This window comes from Caldicellulosiruptor bescii DSM 6725, assembly GCF_000022325.1.
GTDB classification, from domain to species: Bacteria; Bacillota; Thermoanaerobacteria; order Caldicellulosiruptorales; family Caldicellulosiruptoraceae; genus Caldicellulosiruptor; species Caldicellulosiruptor bescii.
On sequence record NC_012034.1, the window covers coordinates 745773 to 765588 of the forward strand.

Annotated in this window: 21 protein-coding genes and 3 pseudogenes; 18 read left to right on the forward strand and 6 right to left on the reverse strand. The window is 34.6% G+C overall.

All coding sequences use genetic code 11. The features are described from left to right. The first annotated feature begins 1 nt into the window (after position 1). The 6 genes from ATHE_RS03295 to ilvB all read left to right on the forward strand — a co-directional run bounded on the left by ATHE_RS03295 (position 2) and on the right by ilvB (position 7514). The gene (locus ATHE_RS03295; protein WP_015907231.1) at positions 2 to 1153 is read left to right on the forward strand and encodes a 2-hydroxyacyl-CoA dehydratase; all 1152 of its coding nucleotides are present in this window, start codon (positions 2 to 4) and stop codon (positions 1151 to 1153) included. Beyond that, positions 1150 to 2109, forward strand: coding sequence for an acyl-CoA dehydratase activase (locus ATHE_RS03300; protein WP_015907232.1), 960 nt, complete (start codon positions 1150 to 1152; stop codon positions 2107 to 2109). The genes ATHE_RS03295 and ATHE_RS03300 overlap by 4 nt, the downstream gene beginning before the upstream one ends. A 177-nt stretch (positions 2110 to 2286) precedes the next feature. Further along, positions 2287 to 3009 carry a M28 family peptidase gene (locus ATHE_RS03305; RefSeq protein ID WP_015907233.1) on the forward strand — a complete coding sequence of 241 codons (723 nt, stop codon included), beginning with the start codon at positions 2287 to 2289 and terminating at the stop codon, positions 3007 to 3009. Positions 3010 to 3270: 261 nt separating this feature from the next. Beyond that, positions 3271 to 4152: a branched-chain-amino-acid transaminase gene (gene ilvE / locus ATHE_RS03315; protein ID WP_015907234.1), complete on the forward strand. Its 882-nt coding sequence runs from the start codon at positions 3271 to 3273 to the stop codon at positions 4150 to 4152. Positions 4153 to 4169: 17 nt separating this feature from the next. Beyond that, the gene (gene ilvD, locus ATHE_RS03320) at positions 4170 to 5828 is read left to right on the forward strand and encodes a dihydroxy-acid dehydratase (RefSeq protein ID WP_015907235.1); all 1659 of its coding nucleotides are present in this window, start codon (positions 4170 to 4172) and stop codon (positions 5826 to 5828) included. A 27-nt stretch (positions 5829 to 5855) separates the two neighbouring features. Then, positions 5856 to 7514 carry a biosynthetic-type acetolactate synthase large subunit gene (ilvB, locus tag ATHE_RS03325; protein WP_015907236.1) on the forward strand — a complete coding sequence of 553 codons (1659 nt, stop codon included), beginning with the start codon at positions 5856 to 5858 and terminating at the stop codon, positions 7512 to 7514. An 832-nt stretch (positions 7515 to 8346) separates the two neighbouring features. Here the strand turns inward: ilvB and ATHE_RS15445 are convergent. Further along, positions 8347 to 9600 (reverse strand): annotated as a pseudogene (locus ATHE_RS15445) (IS110 family RNA-guided transposase). Positions 9601 to 9663: 63 nt separating this feature from the next. Continuing rightward, positions 9664 to 9786 carry a hypothetical protein gene (locus ATHE_RS15130; protein ID WP_256861305.1) on the reverse strand — a complete coding sequence of 41 codons (123 nt, stop codon included), beginning with the start codon at positions 9784 to 9786 and terminating at the stop codon, positions 9664 to 9666. A 308-nt stretch (positions 9787 to 10094) separates the two neighbouring features. On the opposite strand from ATHE_RS15130, the gene ATHE_RS15335 reads away from it, so the two are divergent. Both ATHE_RS15335 and ATHE_RS03335 read left to right on the forward strand, forming a co-directional pair. Further along, positions 10095 to 10307, forward strand: a complete 213-nt coding sequence (locus ATHE_RS15335) for an amidase domain-containing protein (protein WP_408605150.1) — start codon at positions 10095 to 10097, stop codon at positions 10305 to 10307. A 19-nt stretch (positions 10308 to 10326) separates the two neighbouring features. Then, on the forward strand, positions 10327 to 10998 hold the full coding sequence (locus ATHE_RS03335) for a hypothetical protein (protein WP_015907237.1): 672 nt from the start codon (positions 10327 to 10329) through the stop codon (positions 10996 to 10998). Positions 10999 to 11198: 200 nt separating this feature from the next. Here ATHE_RS03335 and ATHE_RS14470 read toward each other — a convergent pair. After that, a pseudogene (locus ATHE_RS14470) lies at positions 11199 to 11522 on the reverse strand (glycoside hydrolase family 130 protein); the annotation flags it as partial. 70 nt (positions 11523 to 11592) lie between these two features. Continuing rightward, positions 11593 to 11811, reverse strand: a pseudogene (locus tag ATHE_RS14600) (IS1634 family transposase); the annotation flags it as partial. 414 nt (positions 11812 to 12225) lie between these two features. On the opposite strand from ATHE_RS14600, the gene ATHE_RS15340 reads away from it, so the two are divergent. The 3 genes from ATHE_RS15340 (at position 12226) to ATHE_RS15350 (ending at position 13081) form a co-directional block, all read left to right on the forward strand. Further along, a complete protein-coding gene (locus ATHE_RS15340) occupies positions 12226 to 12471 on the forward strand; it encodes a hypothetical protein (protein ID WP_408605147.1) in 246 nt (81 codons plus the stop codon). Beyond that, positions 12453 to 12671 (forward strand): transposase, encoded by a 219-nt coding sequence (locus ATHE_RS15345; RefSeq protein WP_408605151.1) that lies wholly within the window; start codon positions 12453 to 12455, stop codon positions 12669 to 12671. The genes ATHE_RS15340 and ATHE_RS15345 overlap by 19 nt, the downstream gene beginning before the upstream one ends. 287 nt (positions 12672 to 12958) lie before the next feature. Continuing rightward, complete coding sequence (locus ATHE_RS15350) at positions 12959 to 13081, forward strand: hypothetical protein (RefSeq protein WP_408605148.1); 123 nt, start codon at positions 12959 to 12961, stop codon at positions 13079 to 13081. A gap of 106 nt (positions 13082 to 13187) precedes the next feature. Here ATHE_RS15350 and ATHE_RS03345 read toward each other — a convergent pair whose 3' ends face one another. Continuing rightward, positions 13188 to 13508 carry a transposase family protein gene (locus ATHE_RS03345; RefSeq protein ID WP_157678150.1) on the reverse strand — a complete coding sequence of 107 codons (321 nt, stop codon included), beginning with the start codon at positions 13506 to 13508 and terminating at the stop codon, positions 13188 to 13190. 474 nt (positions 13509 to 13982) lie between these two features. Between ATHE_RS03345 and ATHE_RS03350 the strand changes: the two genes are divergently transcribed. The 6 genes from ATHE_RS03350 to ATHE_RS03375 all read left to right on the forward strand — a co-directional run bounded on the left by ATHE_RS03350 (position 13983) and on the right by ATHE_RS03375 (position 18208). Continuing rightward, positions 13983 to 14402 (forward strand): hypothetical protein, encoded by a 420-nt coding sequence (locus ATHE_RS03350; RefSeq protein ID WP_015907238.1) that lies wholly within the window; start codon positions 13983 to 13985, stop codon positions 14400 to 14402. A gap of 89 nt (positions 14403 to 14491) precedes the next feature. Then, positions 14492 to 15316 carry a hypothetical protein gene (locus ATHE_RS03355; RefSeq protein ID WP_231503409.1) on the forward strand — a complete coding sequence of 275 codons (825 nt, stop codon included), beginning with the start codon at positions 14492 to 14494 and terminating at the stop codon, positions 15314 to 15316. Beyond that, entirely contained in the window at positions 15316 to 16074 is a 759-nt protein-coding gene (locus ATHE_RS03360; RefSeq protein WP_015907240.1) for a hypothetical protein, read from the forward strand. Before ATHE_RS03355 ends, ATHE_RS03360 begins: the two co-directional genes overlap by 1 nt. Positions 16075 to 16574: 500 nt before the next feature. Continuing rightward, entirely contained in the window at positions 16575 to 16853 is a 279-nt protein-coding gene (locus ATHE_RS14935; RefSeq protein ID WP_143287496.1) for a hypothetical protein, read from the forward strand. Between the two features lie 22 nt (positions 16854 to 16875). Continuing rightward, complete coding sequence (locus ATHE_RS03370; protein ID WP_015907242.1) at positions 16876 to 17532, forward strand: ABC transporter ATP-binding protein; 657 nt, start codon at positions 16876 to 16878, stop codon at positions 17530 to 17532. Further along, positions 17525 to 18208 (forward strand): hypothetical protein, encoded by a 684-nt coding sequence (locus ATHE_RS03375; protein ID WP_015907243.1) that lies wholly within the window; start codon positions 17525 to 17527, stop codon positions 18206 to 18208. Before ATHE_RS03370 ends, ATHE_RS03375 begins: the two co-directional genes overlap by 8 nt. 77 nt (positions 18209 to 18285) lie before the next feature. On the opposite strand, the gene ATHE_RS03380 is transcribed toward ATHE_RS03375, so the two are convergent. Next, positions 18286 to 19236, reverse strand: coding sequence for a glycoside hydrolase family 130 protein (locus tag ATHE_RS03380; RefSeq protein ID WP_013430872.1), 951 nt, complete (start codon positions 19234 to 19236; stop codon positions 18286 to 18288). A 145-nt stretch (positions 19237 to 19381) separates the two neighbouring features. Here ATHE_RS03380 and ATHE_RS03385 point away from each other — a divergent pair, with 145 nt between their 5' ends. Beyond that, positions 19382 to 19798, forward strand: a complete 417-nt coding sequence (locus ATHE_RS03385; RefSeq protein WP_013430871.1) for a secondary thiamine-phosphate synthase enzyme YjbQ — start codon at positions 19382 to 19384, stop codon at positions 19796 to 19798. Positions 19799 to 19816: the final 18 nt, after the last annotated feature.

A 19816-nucleotide genomic window follows, 5' to 3' on the forward strand; every position in this document is an offset into this window, starting at 1 on the left:
AATGAAAGTATCATTTCCTTACATGGGCTCTGCCATAGTGTATAAAAAACTTTTTGAGTTTTTGGAACATGAAGTGATAATGCCGCCAAAACCAACACAGAGGACCATGGACCTTGGCGTCAAATACTCACCAGAGTTTGCTTGCATTCCTCTTAAAATGGTCATGGGGACATATTTAGAGGCCATTGAAAAAGGTGCAAAAGTGCTTGTGACATCTGGTGGACATGGTCCATGCAGAGCAGGTTTTTATGGTGACACTCACAGGAACATATTAAAATCTCTTGGCTATGACGATGTTGAGCTTATAATCTTTGATGCTCCACAGGATAACTGGAGGGCATTTTTAAGAAACGTTCAAAAAATCAGAAATGGAGTTCCATGGCACAAGGTTATAAACAGGATGTACACCTTATACAGATTTGTCCAGAAGCTTGATGAGCTTGAAAAGATGGTTCAAAAAATAAGACCATATGAAGTCAACAAAGGTCAGACAACTCAGGTTTGGAATCAAATCCAAGAAAAGTTTGACAAAATAAAGACAAGAAAAGAACTGTATAGAGTTTATGAAGAGTGCAAGCAGATGCTTCTTAGTATCCCAACAAGAAAGGTTGATGAAAAAGACAGAATAAGAGTTGGGATTGTAGGCGAGATTTATGTTGTGATGGAAAGCTCTATTAACTTTGGGATAGAAGAGATTTTGGGCAATCTTGGGGTTGAGGTAGAAAGAAGCTTGTATCTTTTTGAGTGGATAAACGACAATCTGGTTCCATGGATTTTGAGACCAAAGAGGTTTAAAGAGATTATAAAAAAGGGTCAAAGATATATCAAGATTTTAATTGGTGGTCATGCGGTTGAGACTGTGGGACATATTATAGACTTTAAAGAGAGAGGATTTGACGGAATTGTTCATCTTATGCCCTTTGCATGTTTGCCAGAACTTGTAACCCAGAGTTTAATTCCAAAGATATCGAAAGAGATTGATATTCCAATTCTGTCGCTTCCAATAGATGAGCAGACAGGAAAGGCAAATATGCTCACCAGGATAGAAGCTTTCATTGACCTTTTGAGAAATAGGAAAAGAGGAAAAACAAAAGAAGTCTTTATTGACAACATACAAGAACATGTTCAGGAAGAAAGGGTTGTAATGGTATGAAGGAAATCTACATAGGAGTTGACGTGGGTTCTGTTTCAACTAACGTTGTTGCCATTGATAGAAATGTAAACGTACTTTTTAAGACGTATATAAGGACAAACGGACAGCCTATAGATTCTGTCAAAGAAGGTGTAAAGCAGTTAAAAGAGACTCTTGGAGATGTAGAAGTTTTAGGAGTAGGGGCAACTGGGTCTGGAAGACAGCTTGCAGGTGCTATTCTGGGTGCTGATGTTGTGAAGAACGAAATTACAGCTCATGCGACAGCTACAATTCATTTTGTGCCTGATGTGAGAACTATTTTTGAAATAGGAGGGCAAGACTCAAAGATAATAATTATAAAAGACCAGATGGTTGTAGATTTTGCAATGAACACTGTATGTGCTGCAGGAACTGGTTCTTTTTTGGACCATCAGGCAGAAAGGCTCAAAATTCCTATTGAACAGTTTGGCGATTTGGCACTATCTGCAACAAGACCAGTTCGAATTGCGGGAAGATGTACGGTGTTTGCAGAGTCTGACATGATTGCAAAGCAGCAGTTTGGATTTTCAAAAGCTGAGATAATAAGAGGGCTTTGCGATGCTCTTGTTAGAAATTATTTGAACAATGTTGGAAGGGGAAAAAACTTAGAACCACCATTTGTTTTTCAGGGTGGTGTTGCAGCAAACAAGGGTATCAGAGCAGCTTTTGAAAGAGAGCTTCAAAGTAAGATTATTGTACCTGAACATTTCAATGTGATGGGGGCAATAGGTAGCGCCATTTTAGCAAAAGATTATATAGAAAAGACAAAGGCAAGAACAAATTTCAGGGGGTTTGACGCTACTGACATTGATTTTTCAACATCATCATTTGAATGCAAGGGTTGTTCGAATAGGTGCGAGGTTGTAAAAGTCTCAATGGAAGGCAAGGTCATTGCAATGTGGGGTGACAGGTGCGGTAAGTGGACAAATTCGTTGTAAGTTCTTCAGCAGCAAAGCCATGGAAGATCTGTTCCATGGCTTATAGTTTTTTATTGGTAAGTTTATTATTTTTTTATTTAAAAAGTGATATAATAAAAATAGAAAATAATACTTTCTGAAGAAGGTTTTAATCATGTCAGAGGGGTAAGGGATTATATAAGATCAATTCTTTTGAAGATGTGTGCTTTAGAGTCATATCCTGGCAAAGAAGAGGAGCTAAAAGAGTTTGTTGAAAATGAACTTTCTGAGATGCTCATCTTTTATGATGATGATATGCAAAACAATCTCTTTGGCGAGAGAGGAAAAAATCCAAAGGTGCTTTTGAATGCTCATCTTGACTCATATGGAGCAGAACATGTGGGTAAAAACTGGATGTTTGAGGTCATTTATGATGAAAAAACAGGCAGAATAAAAGGAAATGGTGTAAGGCCTATAGGTGCTGATGACAGATGTGGTATTGCTATAATCTTAGCTCTTTTGAGATTTACTGACTATCAGTTCAAGTTTCTTTTCACTACATCCTGCGAAGATGAACATCAAGGTGTGAAATTCTTTATTGAGAATCATCCAGAATTTTTCAAAGGTGTAAACCTTGTAATTGGTCTTGACAGAAAAGGGTTTGGGGATGTTGTATGCAGCTATGGTGGGAAAGACGTATGTTTCAAAAATGAATGTATCGACAAGGTGATAGATATTGGTAAATCATTGGAAATACCTGCTAAGAAAGAAAAAAGCCCTCATGTTGCTGATATAAGATTTATTGCAGACAAGTTTGGAATTAGCAGTTTTTGTCTTTCTGTGGGATATTACAATCCTCACACAACGTCTGAATATGCTGTTTTGGGTGAGATTGTTAAGACATATGAATGGATGTGCAAAATCTTAGAGTGTGTGCAATGAAAGGAAAAACCTGCAAACAGCTTTTCACAAGGACCTTTTTACAAGGTCCTTTTTTGTTATTGTAATTTTTCCTTTGCTCAAGTATAATGTATTAAAAATGATTAATTATTCATCTTTACTATTCTATTTAGGCGAAAAAATCGTTAAAAAAATTGGGGATATTATAAAAAACATGTCGACAAAGATTTTCAGGTATTATACAATAAATAATTAATCTTTTTATGAACATATCAAACTATACACATAGGGGGAAATGATTCAATGGAAGAAAAACTAATATATATTGATGGAGAGTTTTACAAGAAATCAGAAGCAAAAATTTCAGTGTTTGACCATGGGTTTTTATATGGCGATGGCGTGTTTGAAGGAATAAGGGTATATAATGGCAAGATTTTTAAGTGTAAAGAGCATGTGGACAGGTTGTATCAGGCTGCAAAAGCAATCTATATGGAAATTCCAATATCAAAAGAAGAGATGATTGAAGCTCTGAAGAAGACTTGCAGGGTAAACAATATCAGGGAAGGATATATCAGACTTGTTGTTTCACGAGGGGTGGGTGATTTAGGTCTTTCACCAACAAAATGTCCAAAACCGACAATTGTAATAATTGCCGATTCAATTGTTTTGTATCCACAGGAAATGTATGAAAAAGGAATGAAGGTAATAACAGCATCCACAAGAAGAAATAGTCCACAGTGTGTTGACCCGCAAATAAAATCATTAAACTATTTAAATAACATTTTAGCAAAGATAGAAGCGAACAGAGCCGGAGTTCCTGAAGCTATAATGCTAACGCAGGATGGGTATGTGACGGAGTGCACAGGAGACAACATCTTCATTGTCAAAGATGGTGAGCTTATCACACCACCTGTGTATCTTGGAGCTTTGGATGGAATTACAAGAAGAACTGTTATGGCTTTGGCGAAAGATTTGGGAATACCTGTGTATGAAAAGGTATTTACACTCTACAACCTCTACAATGCTGATGAGTGTTTCTTTACAGGAACTGCGGCAGAGGTTATTGCTGTGACTGAAGTTGACGGTAGAAAGATTGGAAATGGTGAGGTTGGACCAATCACCAAAAAGCTCATGGAAGAATTTAAAAAGTTAACACAGATAGATGGTGTTGATATTTACGAATAAGGAGATGAAAATGAAAGATGAGAAGTGATACTGTCAAGAAAGGGTTTGAAAAGGCTCCTCAGCGTTCGCTTTTCAAAGCAATGGGATACACTGATGAAGAGATAAGAAGACCACTTATTGCAGTTGTGAATTCATGGAATGAAGTTGTACCTGGACACATTCATCTTGACAGAATTGCAGAGGCAGTGAAAGCTGGTATCAGGCTTGCTGGTGCAACTCCAATGGAGTTTAATGTCATAGGTGTATGTGATGGTATCGCTATGGGTCACATTGGCATGAAGTATTCGCTCATCACAAGAGAGCTCATTGCAGATTCAATCGAGGCAATGGTAATGGCACACCAGTTTGATGGCATGGTCTTGATTCCAAACTGTGACAAAATAGTCCCTGGAATGCTAATAGCAGCAGCAAGAGTAAACATCCCTGCCATTTTAATAAGTGGTGGACCTATGCTTGCGGGTAAAATTGGTGATAAGGTATGTGACCTTAACTCTGTATTTGAAGGTGTAGGTGCATACTCTGCAGGCAAGATTTCTGAAGAAGATTTATATGCCTTAGAAGAAAATGCATGTCCTGGATGTGGTTCATGTTCTGGAATGTTTACAGCAAACACCATGAACTGTTTGAGCGAGGTTTTGGGGCTTGCTCTTCCTGGAAATGGAACAATTCCGGCTGTAATGGCAGCACGCATCCGTCTTGCTAAAATGGCAGGTATGAAGATTGTTGAGCTTGTTGAAAAGGACATAAAACCGTCTGATATTTTGACAGTTGAAGCATTTGAAAATGCCTTAGCAGTTGACATGGCGCTTGGTGGGTCAACAAACACTATCTTGCATCTTCCTGCTATTGCAAATGAAGTTGGAATAAAGTTAAATCTTGATATAATAAACGCTATAAGTGATAGAACACCAAATCTTTGTAAGCTCTCACCGGCAGGACAACATCATATTGAGGACCTTTACTTTGCAGGCGGCGTTCAGGCTGTTATGAATGAGCTTTCTAAAAAAGGTTTGCTTCATTTAAATCTTATGACAGTTACAGGTAAAACAGTTGGTGAGAATATTAAAGATGCAAATGTTAAGAATTACAATGTCATAAGACCAATTGACAATCCATATTCTGAAACAGGCGGGCTTGTAATTGTGAGGGGTAACCTTGCACCAGATGGTGCTGTTGTCAAAAAAAGTGCTGTGCCACCAAAGCTAATGAAGCACAGAGGACCTGCGCGTGTGTTTGAAAGCGGTGAAGAGGTGTTTGAGGCAATCTTGAAAGGGAAAATCCAAAAAGGAGATGTTATTGTCATAAGATATGAAGGGCCAAAAGGCGGACCTGGTATGAGAGAGATGCTCTCTCCTACATCAGCACTGGCAGGAGTTGGGCTAATTGAAGATGTTGCGCTGATAACTGATGGAAGGTTTTCAGGTGCAACAAGAGGTGCATGTTTTGGTCATGTATCGCCGGAGGCAGCAGAAAGAGGACCAATTGCAGCAGTTCAGGATGGAGATATGATTTCAATTGACATAGAAAACAAGACTCTTACGTTAGAAGTACCAGAAGAAGAAATCAAAAGAAGACTTGAAATCTTACCACCGTTTGAGCCAAAGGTGAAAAAAGGGTATCTTTACAGATACTCAAAACTTGTCAGGTCTGCGTCAACTGGTGCTATACTTGAGTAAAAAATCTTATTTGGGGGTTGTTGAGTTTTGAAATTGACAGGAGCTGAGATTATAATTGAATGTTTAAAAGAACAGGGCGTAAATGTTGTTTTTGGTTATCCGGGTGGTGCTGCTTTAAATATTTATGATGCTCTTTACAAACATCAAAATGAGATAAAACATTATCTAACATCCCATGAACAGCACGCATCCCACGCTGCAGACGGATATTCAAGAGCGTCCGGCAAGGTTGGCGTGGTTTTTACTACCTCAGGACCTGGTGCAACAAACATTGTGACAGGTATTGCAACAGCGTACATGGACTCTGTGCCGGTTGTGGCAATCACAGGGCAAGTACCAACTAATTTGCTTGGTAAAGACTCGTTCCAAGAGGTTGATATTACAGGTATTACCATGCCAATCACAAAGCACAATTTTATTGTTAAAGATGTAAATACACTTGCAGACACAATCAGACGCGCATTTGAGATTGCGCAGAGTGGAAGACCTGGACCTGTTTTGGTTGACGTTTGCAAAGATGTGACAGCAGCATATGCTGAATATGAGAAGAAAGAACCTAAAAAGATAAAAAAGAAGGTATTAGCAACAAAAGAAGAGATAGAAAAGGCAATAGAACTTATCAATGCAAGCGAGAGACCTTTTATCTGCTCAGGTGGCGGTGTTATTTCATCTGAAGCCTCTGAAGAACTTATTGAATTTGTGGAAAAAATAAACGCACCTGTTGCAACAACGCTCATGGGTGTTGGTGGATTTCCTTCTACCCATCCGAACTATACAGGGCTTGTTGGAATGCATGGCACAAGGGCTTCTAATTATGCAGTTTCGCACTGTGACCTTTTGATTGCTGTTGGTGCAAGATTTTCAGATAGGGTAATCAGCAAGGTTGACAGGTTTGCACCAAATGCAAAGATTATTCACATTGATATTGATCCGGCTGAGATTGACAAAAATATAAGCACAGACATTGCGCTTGTTGGCGATGTAAAGCAGATATTAAAAATCTTGGTTGAGAATGTACAGAAGAAGACTAACACAGACTGGATAGAGATGATTTACGAATGGAAGAAAAACTATCCTTTGAGCTATCCTCAAGATGGCAAGCTTCATCCCCAGTATGTTGTTGAGAGAATTTCTGCTCTTACCAACAACGATGCAATAATCACAACAGAGGTTGGACAAAACCAGATTTGGGCAGCACAATATTACAAATACCAAAGACCAAGACAATTTATTTCCTCTGGCGGGCTTGGTACAATGGGTTATGGCTTTGGTGCGGCAATTGGAGCAAAGATAGCAAAGCCGGACAAAGTAGTCATTGACATTGCAGGTGATGGCAGCTTTAGGATGAACTGTGGCGAGCTTGCAACAGCTGTGCACTACAATATTCCTGTGATAGTTGCGCTGCTTAACAATAGTGTTCTGGGAATGGTTCGCCAGTGGCAGGACCTTTTCTATGGCAAGAGATTTTCACAAACAACTCTTGACAGGCCGCCTGATTTTGTCAAGCTTGCAGATGCATATGGTGCAGTTGGCATAAGAGTTACATCGCCAGATGAGGTTGACAGGGCTATTTTAAAAGCGTTAGAGGCAGGAAGACCAACAGTAATTGACTTTGTAATTGACAAAGACGAAAAAGCGCTGCCAATTGTCCCACCCGGCGCGCCAATTGATGAGATTATAGACTAAAAGAGGGATTTTAAATGATTTACATTTTCTTTGGGATATACTCTCTTTTAGCGTTTGCCAGTTAATATAAAAAAAGTAGAAAACAATATATGCTCCCTTTTTAGTAAGCGATGGAGAAACAAAACTGTTTGATTGAAAAGGGAGCATATTTTTTTAGTAAAAGTATTTAAATTAATTTTTAATTTTAAAAATCGAGAAAATCGAAGAGATTTAAAGTTAATTAAAGAAATATGTATTTTTTGCTCAAAATTTAGCTAAAAATTGGCTAAAAAAAAAAAAAAAACGGGATTGACAAAGAGAAAATATATAAGATATGATTTACATAGAAATTCCAAGAAGAGATTTACAGAAGAAATAATTTAAGCATAGAATAGTCTAAAAATAAAATAAAAAATGAATATACTAAAAAATCAAGTTAACTGAAAAGATAAAAAGAAGATGCTATTATATAAGGCACAAGATATAACAGTCTGTGCTCAAGAAGGCTTATCAACAATTTGTTTGCAGTGTAGGGGAAATAGATGAGCTAAGAAATGTATGAGATGCAGATAGAGTTTTAAATAGGCCTCGTGTGATATTTGAAAAATCTTTAGAATAAAAAAAATTAGAATTTTTTAAATCTAAGCTCTAACCTTTTATCAGCCGGCTGAAAAAGGTTGAGATAAATATCAAAACAAAAAAGACAAACGGTATAATGTCAAGGGGGTTTTTAAAAAATTTTTTTTAGATAATTAGGGTGAAAAAGGCAATAGAATACCGAGCCGCTCAGTATGGGAAAATTTAACTGGCAGCTTGTTTGGGAAAGATTATTAAATTAAAAAATTGGGACTAACTAAGTATTGTAAACATCACCTCTTTCTTGATATATTTGACCAAGGCTAGAGCATTGCAAAGATCAGAGGAATTAATCGTCTTGCGGTGAGGACGAGGGCACGTTTATGCTGATGACAGGTCCACCTCTGAAAACTTCTTGTTGTAGAAGGCTTTGTAACGTACTGTGTGCTACAGTACACAGTTAGCAGCTTCAACAAGATAGTATTCTGAGAATATTGGTTACAACACTTAGCTAATGAAACATCTTGGGCATTGAAGTTGCCTGATTGGTACTGAGTCCAAACCAGGCCAGAATACTTTGCCAAAGCAGCTTCATTTTTGAAGCGCTTGATATCACCGATTTCAGTACAGATAGCAGCTGCAAGAACATCTCCTATGCCAGGGATGGTAGTCAGGGTTTGAGAGAAAGCTTTAAGTAGTTTAGAGATTTCTTTGTCGAGTTTTTTGAGTTGTTCTTGCATAAATCTGATGTTTTCAAGGGTCATAGACAAAGCTAAGTCATTTGCCTCAGCCAACAGAGGATGTAATCTGTATGAACGCTTGAGCCTCGGTTTTAAGTATTTCAGCGATTTTATTGACATCTGAGAGTCTATTGTTGCCGTTATCGGATATGAACTTAATTAAATCTTTCTTGTGGCATGGAGGCAATGTCGTCAGGTGTAAAGTTTTCGATGATAGCACAAGAAGCTTTACCGAAGATATCTGAAAATGGACAGTCTTGAGAATAAGTAGAGAATTTAAGGTATATGAGATTGAGGGCTCTGTTTTTTTCACGTGTCAAATTGTGAACAAGATGATAGCGCATTCTGGTAAGGCGTTGTAGCGCAGCATATTTAAAATCAGGCAAAGGTGTTGGGTTGAGTTTGCTGAACCTGACACTATTGAAGCGATGATAATTGCATCGATGCTATCTGTTTTAGGCAAGAAAGTATAGATTTTTTTAAAGCCTTTGACTATGCTTGGGTTGAGAACATAAAAAGTTGGTTTATATGGCAGCAGTTCAGATGAAGAAGCAAGATACAAGTGCAGATGCCAAGCGTAATGTGAAGTTGCTTCCATGCCAAATTTAACGTAGGATAGATTGTACTGGCTGAAGTAATCAATAACTCCTTCTGATTAATTCATTAGCACCTTCTTGATAGTTAGGCAAGGAAAAAGATTTTTTAATCAAGTGATTACCGGCATCATCGACGAAGAAGATAGAATTTGACTGACTACTGATATCAATGCCCACGATTAAAGTATTTGGCAATTTGAAGACCTCCTTTTTGCAAGTAGTGGTAAGAAAAAGTATTAAGCCCTTTATCCCTGGGGATTACATGACAATAGCAGCCTCGCCGATATTAGAGCTACTTGAGCAGTTTATGCTGTAGCACACATCTGACATGCTCAAATCAGATGTGGTAAACTGCCAGTGCTTAAGCCTTCGAGTAAACATTACTCATGTAATCCTTTGGGGCTGAAGTCTTTCGCAAGCTGTGGCGTGCAGATGTCAAAGCACGTCCAGCAGGAGGTGATCAAAAATATCCAAATAAACTAAATCAGGCTTAAACTTTTTCTGATTTTAGTTTACCAAAGATAAAGGGCAAATTTAAACTGTAGCAGTCAATTTTAATATTCAATTTTTGAGAAGTGAGTGTTTTAAGAAAAGTTTGCTATCAAGGTGAGTTTCCAGTAATCAATTGGTGCTGATAATTTAATGTACCAATTGAGATATGAAGTTTTAAGTGATTTGATAATCATATTATACGAGGAGATGTATTATTTTATGATTGGGATTCTGATGGAACATATGATCATTCTGCTATTGTAGTGGTTTATGCCAGAGACCCTGATTCTAGGATAAAAGGTGTTTTGCAAGATCAACACACAACAGATAGAAAATGGGCAATATGGCACTTAAAGCCATATAATCTTAATCCTCTGTCTACAATCATAATTGCTGTTAGACCACAATAAGATGGGGAGGTCAAATTTTATGAAAAAAAGAAAATTATTTGTATTAGGTTTATTGGTACTTATTACAATAGTTGCAACTATAATTGGTTATAATGCAGAAAGTATTCAGCAATTGAATAATGAGGAGGAAATAAAAGGAGTGGTGAAGAGTGCACTAAATATTTATAGTAAAAGTGTGTATCCACCAGAGTATACAAAATCACCAGGTATTAAAATTCCTTCACAGCTTATAGAAAAAAAGATAAATGAAATTACCCAGGAATGTGAGAAATATTACAGTGCAAAGTCAGGTATTTTAGCAAATAAAATAAAAGTTTTTCAAACGGCTGTTTTAGGAGAAGCTTATTCACCCTCAGATATAAGGACTGTTGAATGGAAAATAAATGATATAAAATTTTTAGAAACAAGGATTGAAGGTGATACAGCAACAGTCATAGCAGATGTATATTGCGAAAACAAAATGGTTGCGTTGATTCCAATTGATAATAAAGTAAATGGAAGCATAAAGCCTGAAGAAATGACAATAGAATATCAGAAAAGGCTGTATGAAGAAACGCAAAAACTTCCCAAAAAATTGGTGACATATAATCCAAAAGGTGTAATAAGATATTATTTTAACTTATCAAAAGAAAACGGAAAATGGAAAATTACTTCAGAAAACTTCAATTATCTACCAGGTTATGAGCCTTAATTTTATTTAAACTTCCATTTTGTTGTAGAAAAAGTTTCTATTTAATGTATGTTATAAGTTTGTGTTAAAATTCAGGCTTCCTTTGGTGATAAAAAGAAAAAAGAAATGATTAAAAAGTTTCTATTAATCTGGCTCTTTGTCAAAAGAGAGGTTGATATTTATAATGACCACCCCAACTTTTGACAAAGAGCCTTTATCTTCTATTTTACCTGCAAATCCCCCTCAATCAAGATGGACAAAATCTGGTCAATCTCAGCAAAAGCAAGAGCAATACAAGAATCAGCAGCTCCATAGTAAAGATAGATTTGATTGTCTTCAACAATTGCTCCACAGATGAATACCACATTGTTTACATCTCCAATTCATTCATATACTTCCTGAGGTGATAGTAACCACTCTGGACATCTTTTCTTGACCTTTGCCGGATTTTCTAAGTCCAAAAGTGCAGCACCAAGCCTGTAGATTGGTCCTGATGGCATCATCTTCACGCCGTGATAGATTATTAGCCAGCCCTCTTGACTTTGTCAGTTTGAAACTCAAAAAGCTTGGGAGGACTGGGATTGACAAAATTTGAGCCTCAATTTTGTCACTACATCATTTGCTAATACCAATAAATTCTAAACCTTTCTCATATGTAATAAAATTTTTCGGCCCCTTTATCTTCATCACATTCAGTATATCTACAGCTTCTCCTTCTGTCCTTTGCTTTACCAAATATTTCTTTCCTTTTATCTCTATTTCAATAAAGTTCATTGAATCTATCGCTTCCATTATCCTTTCACTACTTATTCCTTTACCTTTTTCCCTCAAAATAGGGGGTTAAATTAAATTGTGTTTACTGTATAATTAGTTATTGAAATAATCATCAAAGGGGGCTACTTGGAATGAATAAAATGAATTTTTGAGACTGCTAAAAATATGGCACAAGAAGCAAGTATTAAATATGTATTGCTCAAAAGATAATCCTAACCGCCAAGCTTCTTTAGCAACTGAAAGTAAAACTTGCTCGCTTGCTTTATGTTATCGGAAAGAAAAGTATTCCTTGCTAAAAATGACAATGACAAAGGCAATGGCTTTTATTGAAGTAAACTTTCAACACCTGCCTAACGTCTTGAAATCTCTGTCCCTCGCACACGCCCTTAGAATTTCCGACCTTCTATCCTCTTCTTTCCGCTACAAAAGAGTTGATAGCTTATCTACTTCCCTTCTTATGTCGCAAGTACGTCAATGGTTATTCTTGAGCTTTCCCTTGTCCAGACTTTGAAAGCTTTGAATCTTCCATATTCCGAAAATGAAATACTAAAAATCAAAGAAGACCTTAAAAACGAACTTCAGTTATTCAAACAAAGAGAATTGCTAACAAGTGCTTTTGCTCTCATCATCGACGGTTATTCAGAAGTGAAGTTAAGGACAATTCTAAAAGCAAACATGCTACTTGTAATGCCAGCCTCGGTATCGACTCAAGAAAGGTAAAAAAGATATCTTTGGTATTCTGCCCTTTCTTCGGCAAAGAAAATAAGGCTGATTGGATGAAAGTTTTTGACGATTTAATTACAAGAGGTCTTAAAGAAGTTTTAATTGTCATAAGCGATGACTTTCCTGGTATTATAGATGCTGTCAAACTTGCTTATCCTCTTGCTGACCTTGAGCTTGCTTTTGTCCACCTCCAATGAAATAGCTGAAAACATATGACAAAAGACATAGCTTTCAACTTTTAACAAGAATTTAGACAGACTTAGAATTTCTTCCTTCGATTTTGACGAAGCTGTACTGAAATTTAAAGAACTTTGCGATGGATACCTTTCAAAATATCCTCAATTTTATTGCTGCAACATCAGAAAAAGCAGAGTTTTATTTTGCCCATATGAAATACCCTGAGGAATTAAGGAAGCAGATTCTTTGCTACAGACGCCGCCTTGCGTGTAAACAGCATGATTGAAAAGGCAAGAAGTAAATTCAGGTGGATACTTTTAAGGCTGTCAAAGTCTTAGAAATTAATATTTACTTAACAAGAAGAGAACTTGCGCCGTACAAAATGGAAAAATGGAGCTTTTCAGTATTAGAAAATGCATCAATAACATAACCTAACTTTACAACTTACGTTATAAATTGGTAACACAAAATTATTGACAAGCCTCTACTTCGCAACTTCTGTCATGCTAACTATATTTACTAATTGACTTTACTGTTCATGCTGCTAACCTATTTGTCATTCTTTGATGTTTTGGTAAAAAATCAACTTGTTCGTAAAATCTCTTTTTACAAACCTTGCAAACATATCTACGTTTCTTTAATACAATGTATGTCTTTTTTCCTAACATCGGTATTTCTTTGACTTTTTGAATTCTGTAATCGTAAACTTTTGAAGTCTGAGCTTTGCAATTAGGACAAATATGTACTTTTTGCCTGAGTCTTATATAAGGTTCTACTTCAGTTGGATTCTCCACTATATCCTCTATTATTACATCTTCAGATTTTAATAATTGGGTGATATAATTTATGTCAGGCACTCGTTCTGAATACCTCCTTTTCTTTTGTGTTTTTCTCCTTTTTTCAATAATATTATACCAGGCATTCAGAAACAAGTGCTTTTTTTATTTTACCCACCCCAATATTTATTATAGAGCTTGTTTTTTTAGCTGTTCAATATTTAATGAAAATTTAAGAAAATTGAAGAAATACAAAGAGATTTAAAGAAAAGCTTAGTTTTAGCTAAAGAATTAGAGGAATATGAGCCAAAAAAAGAAAAAAAAATAGGATTGACAGGTGAAGATATAAATAATAAAATTAACATAGAAATTTCCAAGAATAAATTTACATTAAAGGTTTAGAAACTACAGAATATCTTTAATAACAAAGCAAAGAAATAGCTATACTAAAAATTAATATTAATTAAAAAATTAAAGTAAGTGTTATTGTTGGCAACAACCTTTCATAGGTACCTATGAAGGGATGCGAATAGAAAAATTAGAAGGTGTATGTTAATGAGAAGTCTTAAATTCAAAAGTTTAATTTCAGTACTATGTTTATTTGCTTTTGCTTTAACGTTTGTATTTGCACTAGCAGTAAGCGGTTATTTCAACGTAATATTGCCAGCTTTTAAAGGTGATGTAAAAATTAATGGAGCAAATAAAGTAACAAATGATCAGTTTGTACAAGTAAGAGTTATTAGCAAAGGAACTTCATTATTAAGTAGTAACAACCAAGTAGATTTCTGGGTCACTGATTCAAATGGTAATTATCTTACAAATGTTGTAGCAGTATCTCCTAAAAACGGCACTGTTAATATTGGTTTTAATACTAACAATTATATTAAGAGTGGAACCTATATTAATTTATGGGCTCAAAATGACGCTGTAGATGTTGTGTCTGTCCAAGCAAGTGGTTGGTATGATTTGCGCTAAATTTGATAAAGCTAATTTGTAGGGTTATAGCATTTATTGCTATAACCCTACATTATCAAATGTTTGGGAGTGATTGTAATTTGATTAATGTGTTAAGATATGAATTGAAGAGGTTATTTAGTAGAAAGGAATTTTTTATTGTAATTGTAATTGCTTTTTTTTACATAAGTGTCGATTTTATTTATCATTCAGTAATGTTAATCAATTCACCTCTTTTTGAACTACCATCTGCATATCAGATGTGGTTGTTGTACAATAAAGTTCGTGGACAGTGGGGGCAACTATTTGCTTATTTCTTAATTCCGTTATTTGCAACTATACCGTATTCAGATTCATATTTAGAGGATAAAAGGGCAGGAGTTATAAATTTTATTATTACGCGTTGTGATAAAAGAGTGTATCTTTTTTGTAAGGGAATAGTTGTCTTTTTCTCTGGTTTTATTGTAGTTTTTGCACCTTTGCTTTTTGATCAATTATTATGCTTTTGTCTATTGCCAGTTTATTCTCCGTCAGAAAATGTATTTAATCATCCGACATATAACGCTTACCAATTTTTAAGTACAGTACAACTTCCAAAATTGCATTCGATAAATCCTTATTTACATAATTTATTTTACATGCTTTTAAATGGCGTTTGTGCTGGTATCATTGCTTTGGTTTCATATTCTATATCCTTCTTTAGAAAAATGAACAGATATTTGGTGGTTATTTTAGCTTTTTTATTCTATCTGCTGGAAAATTTTATTGGAAAATTAATTAGTTCGTCAACCACATTTTCAATAGCTGATTATTTAATTATTCTTCCATTTTCTTCTGAAATTACGAAATACCAGTATTTACTAATCTTTATAATGGGGCTATTGTTTATAAGTGCTATTACTATAAACCTTAGATGTAGTAAGGATGAAGTATAATGAAATTAAGGCAAATTTTTTATATAAACTTAACAAGAAAGTTTATGGCTTATTTTGCAACTTTATTTGTAGAATTAGTACTTTCAATTTTATTGTTAAAATTTTTGGATGCAAATAAAACATGGACTGTTAATTTAATTATAAGTCAAATATTTAAAGCAAACGCAATTACGTTTTTTTATGTACCCATATATCTTCTTTTGGTCAGTTCGCAAATACATATGGATAATTGCCTGATTATTCTGAAATATACTCATGTTGAGGATTGGTGGAAGGAAAAAATAAAAATTTTACTAAAAGATACCTTAATCTATTTATTATCTATATACACTATACCTTTGATAGTAACTGTTATGTTGAGTTCAAAGTATTTAAAAGCTTTAAGCTACAAGGAGTTTATATTCATTTTAGAGTTTCTATTTATTGTGCTTCTTTTGTTAGTTGTATATGGAACAGCATATCTTATTGTATTGGCTATTATTAAAAGAGCTATTACGGCGTATATAGTTGGCATATTAGTGCCTTTCATAGATTTTGTCTTTATATATATATTTAAAACAGTGAATTTTTCTGGTATTACCTTAGGTATGTTAATAAATTTTCTGATGAGCTATAGTTTATCGCTAAAAAAGCATCTTTTTTTATTTGGAATATACCTTAGTTATTTTTTGCTGCTTTTTACCTTCTTGAACATTGTTATGACAAATACATTGAAAAAAATAGATATTTACAGAGGTGATAAGAAATCAGAAAACTGATAAATAGTATTGTCAGTTCAGCAGTTCTCTCTTTGTTAATTGATTTATATTGGCTGATGTCTTTGAAATTTTATAGTAATACTTCTGTTGAAATTTTTTTGATTTTGAGTTTGAATTATTTACCTTTTCCAGGTAAAGTAACTTCATTTATATATCCTTTAGTATATGCTTTGCCCAGATTATATCTTATAGCTACCTTAGGAAATGTTTTTTCTCATGATTTTAAAAGATGTGCAGTTTACATTTTTACAAGAAAAGATAGTAGGCTCTCATGGTATTTTAATAAGCTTTATTTTATATCTTTATACATTTTATCTTTTCTAATTACATTTGTAATAACCACAACACTATTTGCCTTGGCAAATAAATTTAGGGTAGAATCTTTTTTTAAAGGTATATTGTGTTGTACAATAATAATTCTGCTAAATTTTATTTCTATAATATTGTTTACTATAGTTGCAAATATATTATCATTATATATGAGTTCAAGAATATCCTTTTTGTTTACTATAACAGTTTGGCTAATATTCTTTGTTCCCTTTTTTATATCTTTAAATGATTTCAATTATCTTTTAATAAAATTTAGTCCTGTTTTACAAGCTGTTTTGAGTTGGCATAGTGATAGATTTATTGTAGATATAACTGGAATCTATGGAATAGATAGCATAAATGGTTTTAGCATATGGTGGTCAATGTTTATACTTGCTATTTATTTTTCGATTGTAGTGATAATAGGAATAAAAGTAGTTAAAAATATCGAAATATTTGAGAGAGATTGACAGGAAAGAGGTGATTTTAAATATGAAAGCAATAGAAGTCAGAAATTTAACAAAGATAATCAAAGGAAAAGTTATTTTGGATAATGTTAATCTTAAACTTGAAGAGGGAAATATTTATGGATTTTATGGTAGAAATGGTTCAGGCAAGACTATGTTATTTAGAGCTATATGTGGTTTGATAAAACCAACGTTTGGAGAAGTTATTGTTTTTGAAAAGAAAATAGGAAGAGATATTTCTTTTCCTGAGAGTTTAGGGGTTATTATAGAAAATGTTGATTTGTGGGAAAATTTAACAGGCTTTCAAAATCTCAAATTATTGGCTTCTATAAAAAATTTAATTACTGATGATGAGATCAAAAGTGCTATAAAAAGGGTTGGGCTTGATCCAGAAGATAGAAGACCGTATAAAAAATATTCGCTTGGTATGAAACAAAGATTGAAAATTGCACAAGCTATAATGGAAAAACCTAAATTGATTGTTCTTGACGAGCCAACAAATTCTCTTGATGAAGATGGTGTTAAACTTGTAAGACAGATTTTGTTAGAAGAAAAAAGAAGAGGAGCAACAATTTTATTAGCAAGTCATATAAAGGAAGACATAAATTTGCTATGTGATTATAAATTCAGGGTAGATTCAGGGAAAGTTTACTATTCGGAGGAAGAAAGCAAAGATGAATAGAAAGTGGTTTGTGGTGATATTTGTTATTTTAGCTTTAGATATAGTTGTAAGTTTTATTGTAAAAAAATCATTTATTAATACTGAAACACAAAGTGTAAGTGAAAATATAGTAGACCAATGCGTTTTTTTAAATGGTGGTAGTTTTAAGGGGTGCAATAATGAAAATTTTTCGTTGGAAAAGATTATTAGAGATTCTGAGGTAATTGTAAAGGGTACTGCGCTGAGCGATAGAATTTATTTAAAAGGTTCAGTACTGACAGCTTTCAATGTTATCAAGGCTTACAAAGGGGAAATAACGAATTCAAAAATTTATATATTTGAGCCAAGTTATTTTAATTTAGGTAAGTACAACAATTATTTTGCATACTGTGGCTATAATCTTATGAAGCCAGGTCACAATTATATTCTTTTTTTGAAGAAATGGAAGTATACAAATTTTGTTAGATATAATCCATATTATAGAGGCAAAGAGATTTATGTCTTTGCTCATAATTCTGCTGTTGATAAATTTGAAATTAATAAATCAAATACTACAAAGGTGATTAATCTTGAAGGTAATATATTAATAAAATACGGGCAAGTGAAAAATTATGAGGTTTTTGTATATAACAAAAATGAATTAACTGAATACTATCAGCTAAAAGATAAGGTATTGAATTGGATTTCTCAAAATTAATCGGCACTTGATGGAAAATTATTTTTTAATACACTGAGGGGCTCTCACAAAAATTTTAAGTGAGAGCCCCTTTTTGGCTATTTTGTTGCCAAATCCCCCTCAATCAAGATGGACAAAATCTGGTCAATCTCAGCAAAAGCAAGAGCAATGCAAGAGTCTGCAGCTCCATAGTAAAGATAGATTTGGTTGTCTTCAACAATTGCTCCACAGGTGAATACCACATTGTTGACATCTCCAATTCGTTCATATACTTCCTGAGGTGATAATAGCCACTCTGGACATCTTTTCTTGACCTTTGCCGGATTTTCTAAGTCCAAAAGCGCAGCACCAAGCCTGTAAATTGGTCCTGATGGCATCATCTTCACGCCGTGATAGATTATTAGCCAGCCCTCTTGAGTTTTTATTGGCACAGCTCCTGCGCCGACTTTAAAGCCGTCCCACCACGGGCCTCCTTTTTCAACAAGCACAACCTCATGGTTTCCCCAGTGGATAAGATCTGACGAATATGCAATCCAAATGTGTTCGATGTCCCCTGCAACAGGTCTGTGAAGCATGGCGTACCTACCGTTAATTTTTTCAGGGAACAAAACTGCATCTTTGTTGTTGGGAGGATAAATTAATCCCATTTTTTCAACTTTTTTAAAGTTCTTTGTTCTTGCAAGTGCAACTGCTGGACCATAACGAGAGTATGCAGTATAGGTTATATAGTAGTAATCATCTTCAGGAATATAGGTTATTCGCGGGTCTTCGCAGCCAAACTCTTCGTATATGAACACTGTGGGTTGGGGATAAATCAGAGGTGACTTTTCAATCTTCCAATTAGTCTTTCCATCACTACTTCGAGCAACAGTCAAATGCGATTTTCCTTGTCTATCCTCAACTCTCAAAAGTAGTAAGTACTCATTTTTATATTTTATTGCACCAGCGTTAAACACAGCATTTGCTGAATATGGAATATCAAATACTGTGATTATTGGATTTCCGCTGTAGCGTGTAAATATGTCCTTTTTTGCAAAGACCTTTTTCATTGTTTTAATCCCCCCACAAATAAATTGTCTATACATTGAAATATACCACATTTGGTATTGAATAATTACAAAAAAATTATGTAAAATATCTTTGAAACCTGTCAATAGGATAACCAATTTTCACAAAAGAGGTGAAAAATATAAAATGAAAACTTACAGAAAAGAGCTGTGGTTTGAAATACCAACAAGAAGAGCATTTGTAAACATTACAGACACTCTTCAAAAGTGTGTTGATGAAAGTGGTATAAAAGAAGGACTTTTACTTTGCAATGCTATGCACATAACTGCAAGTGTATTTATTAATGACGATGAACCAGGTCTTCACAAAGATTTTGAAATCTGGCTTGAAAAACTGGCACCTGAAAAACCCTATTCTCAGTACCATCACAACGTCGGTGAAGATAATGCAGATGCGCATCTTAAAAGAACCATAATGGGAAGAGAAGTTGTGATTGCTATAACAAATGGCAAGCTTGACTTAGGTCCATGGGAACAGGTGTTTTATGGTGAATTTGATGGCAAAAGAAAAAAGAGAGTGCTTGTGAAGATTATAGGAGAGTAAGAGATTGACAATTATTCC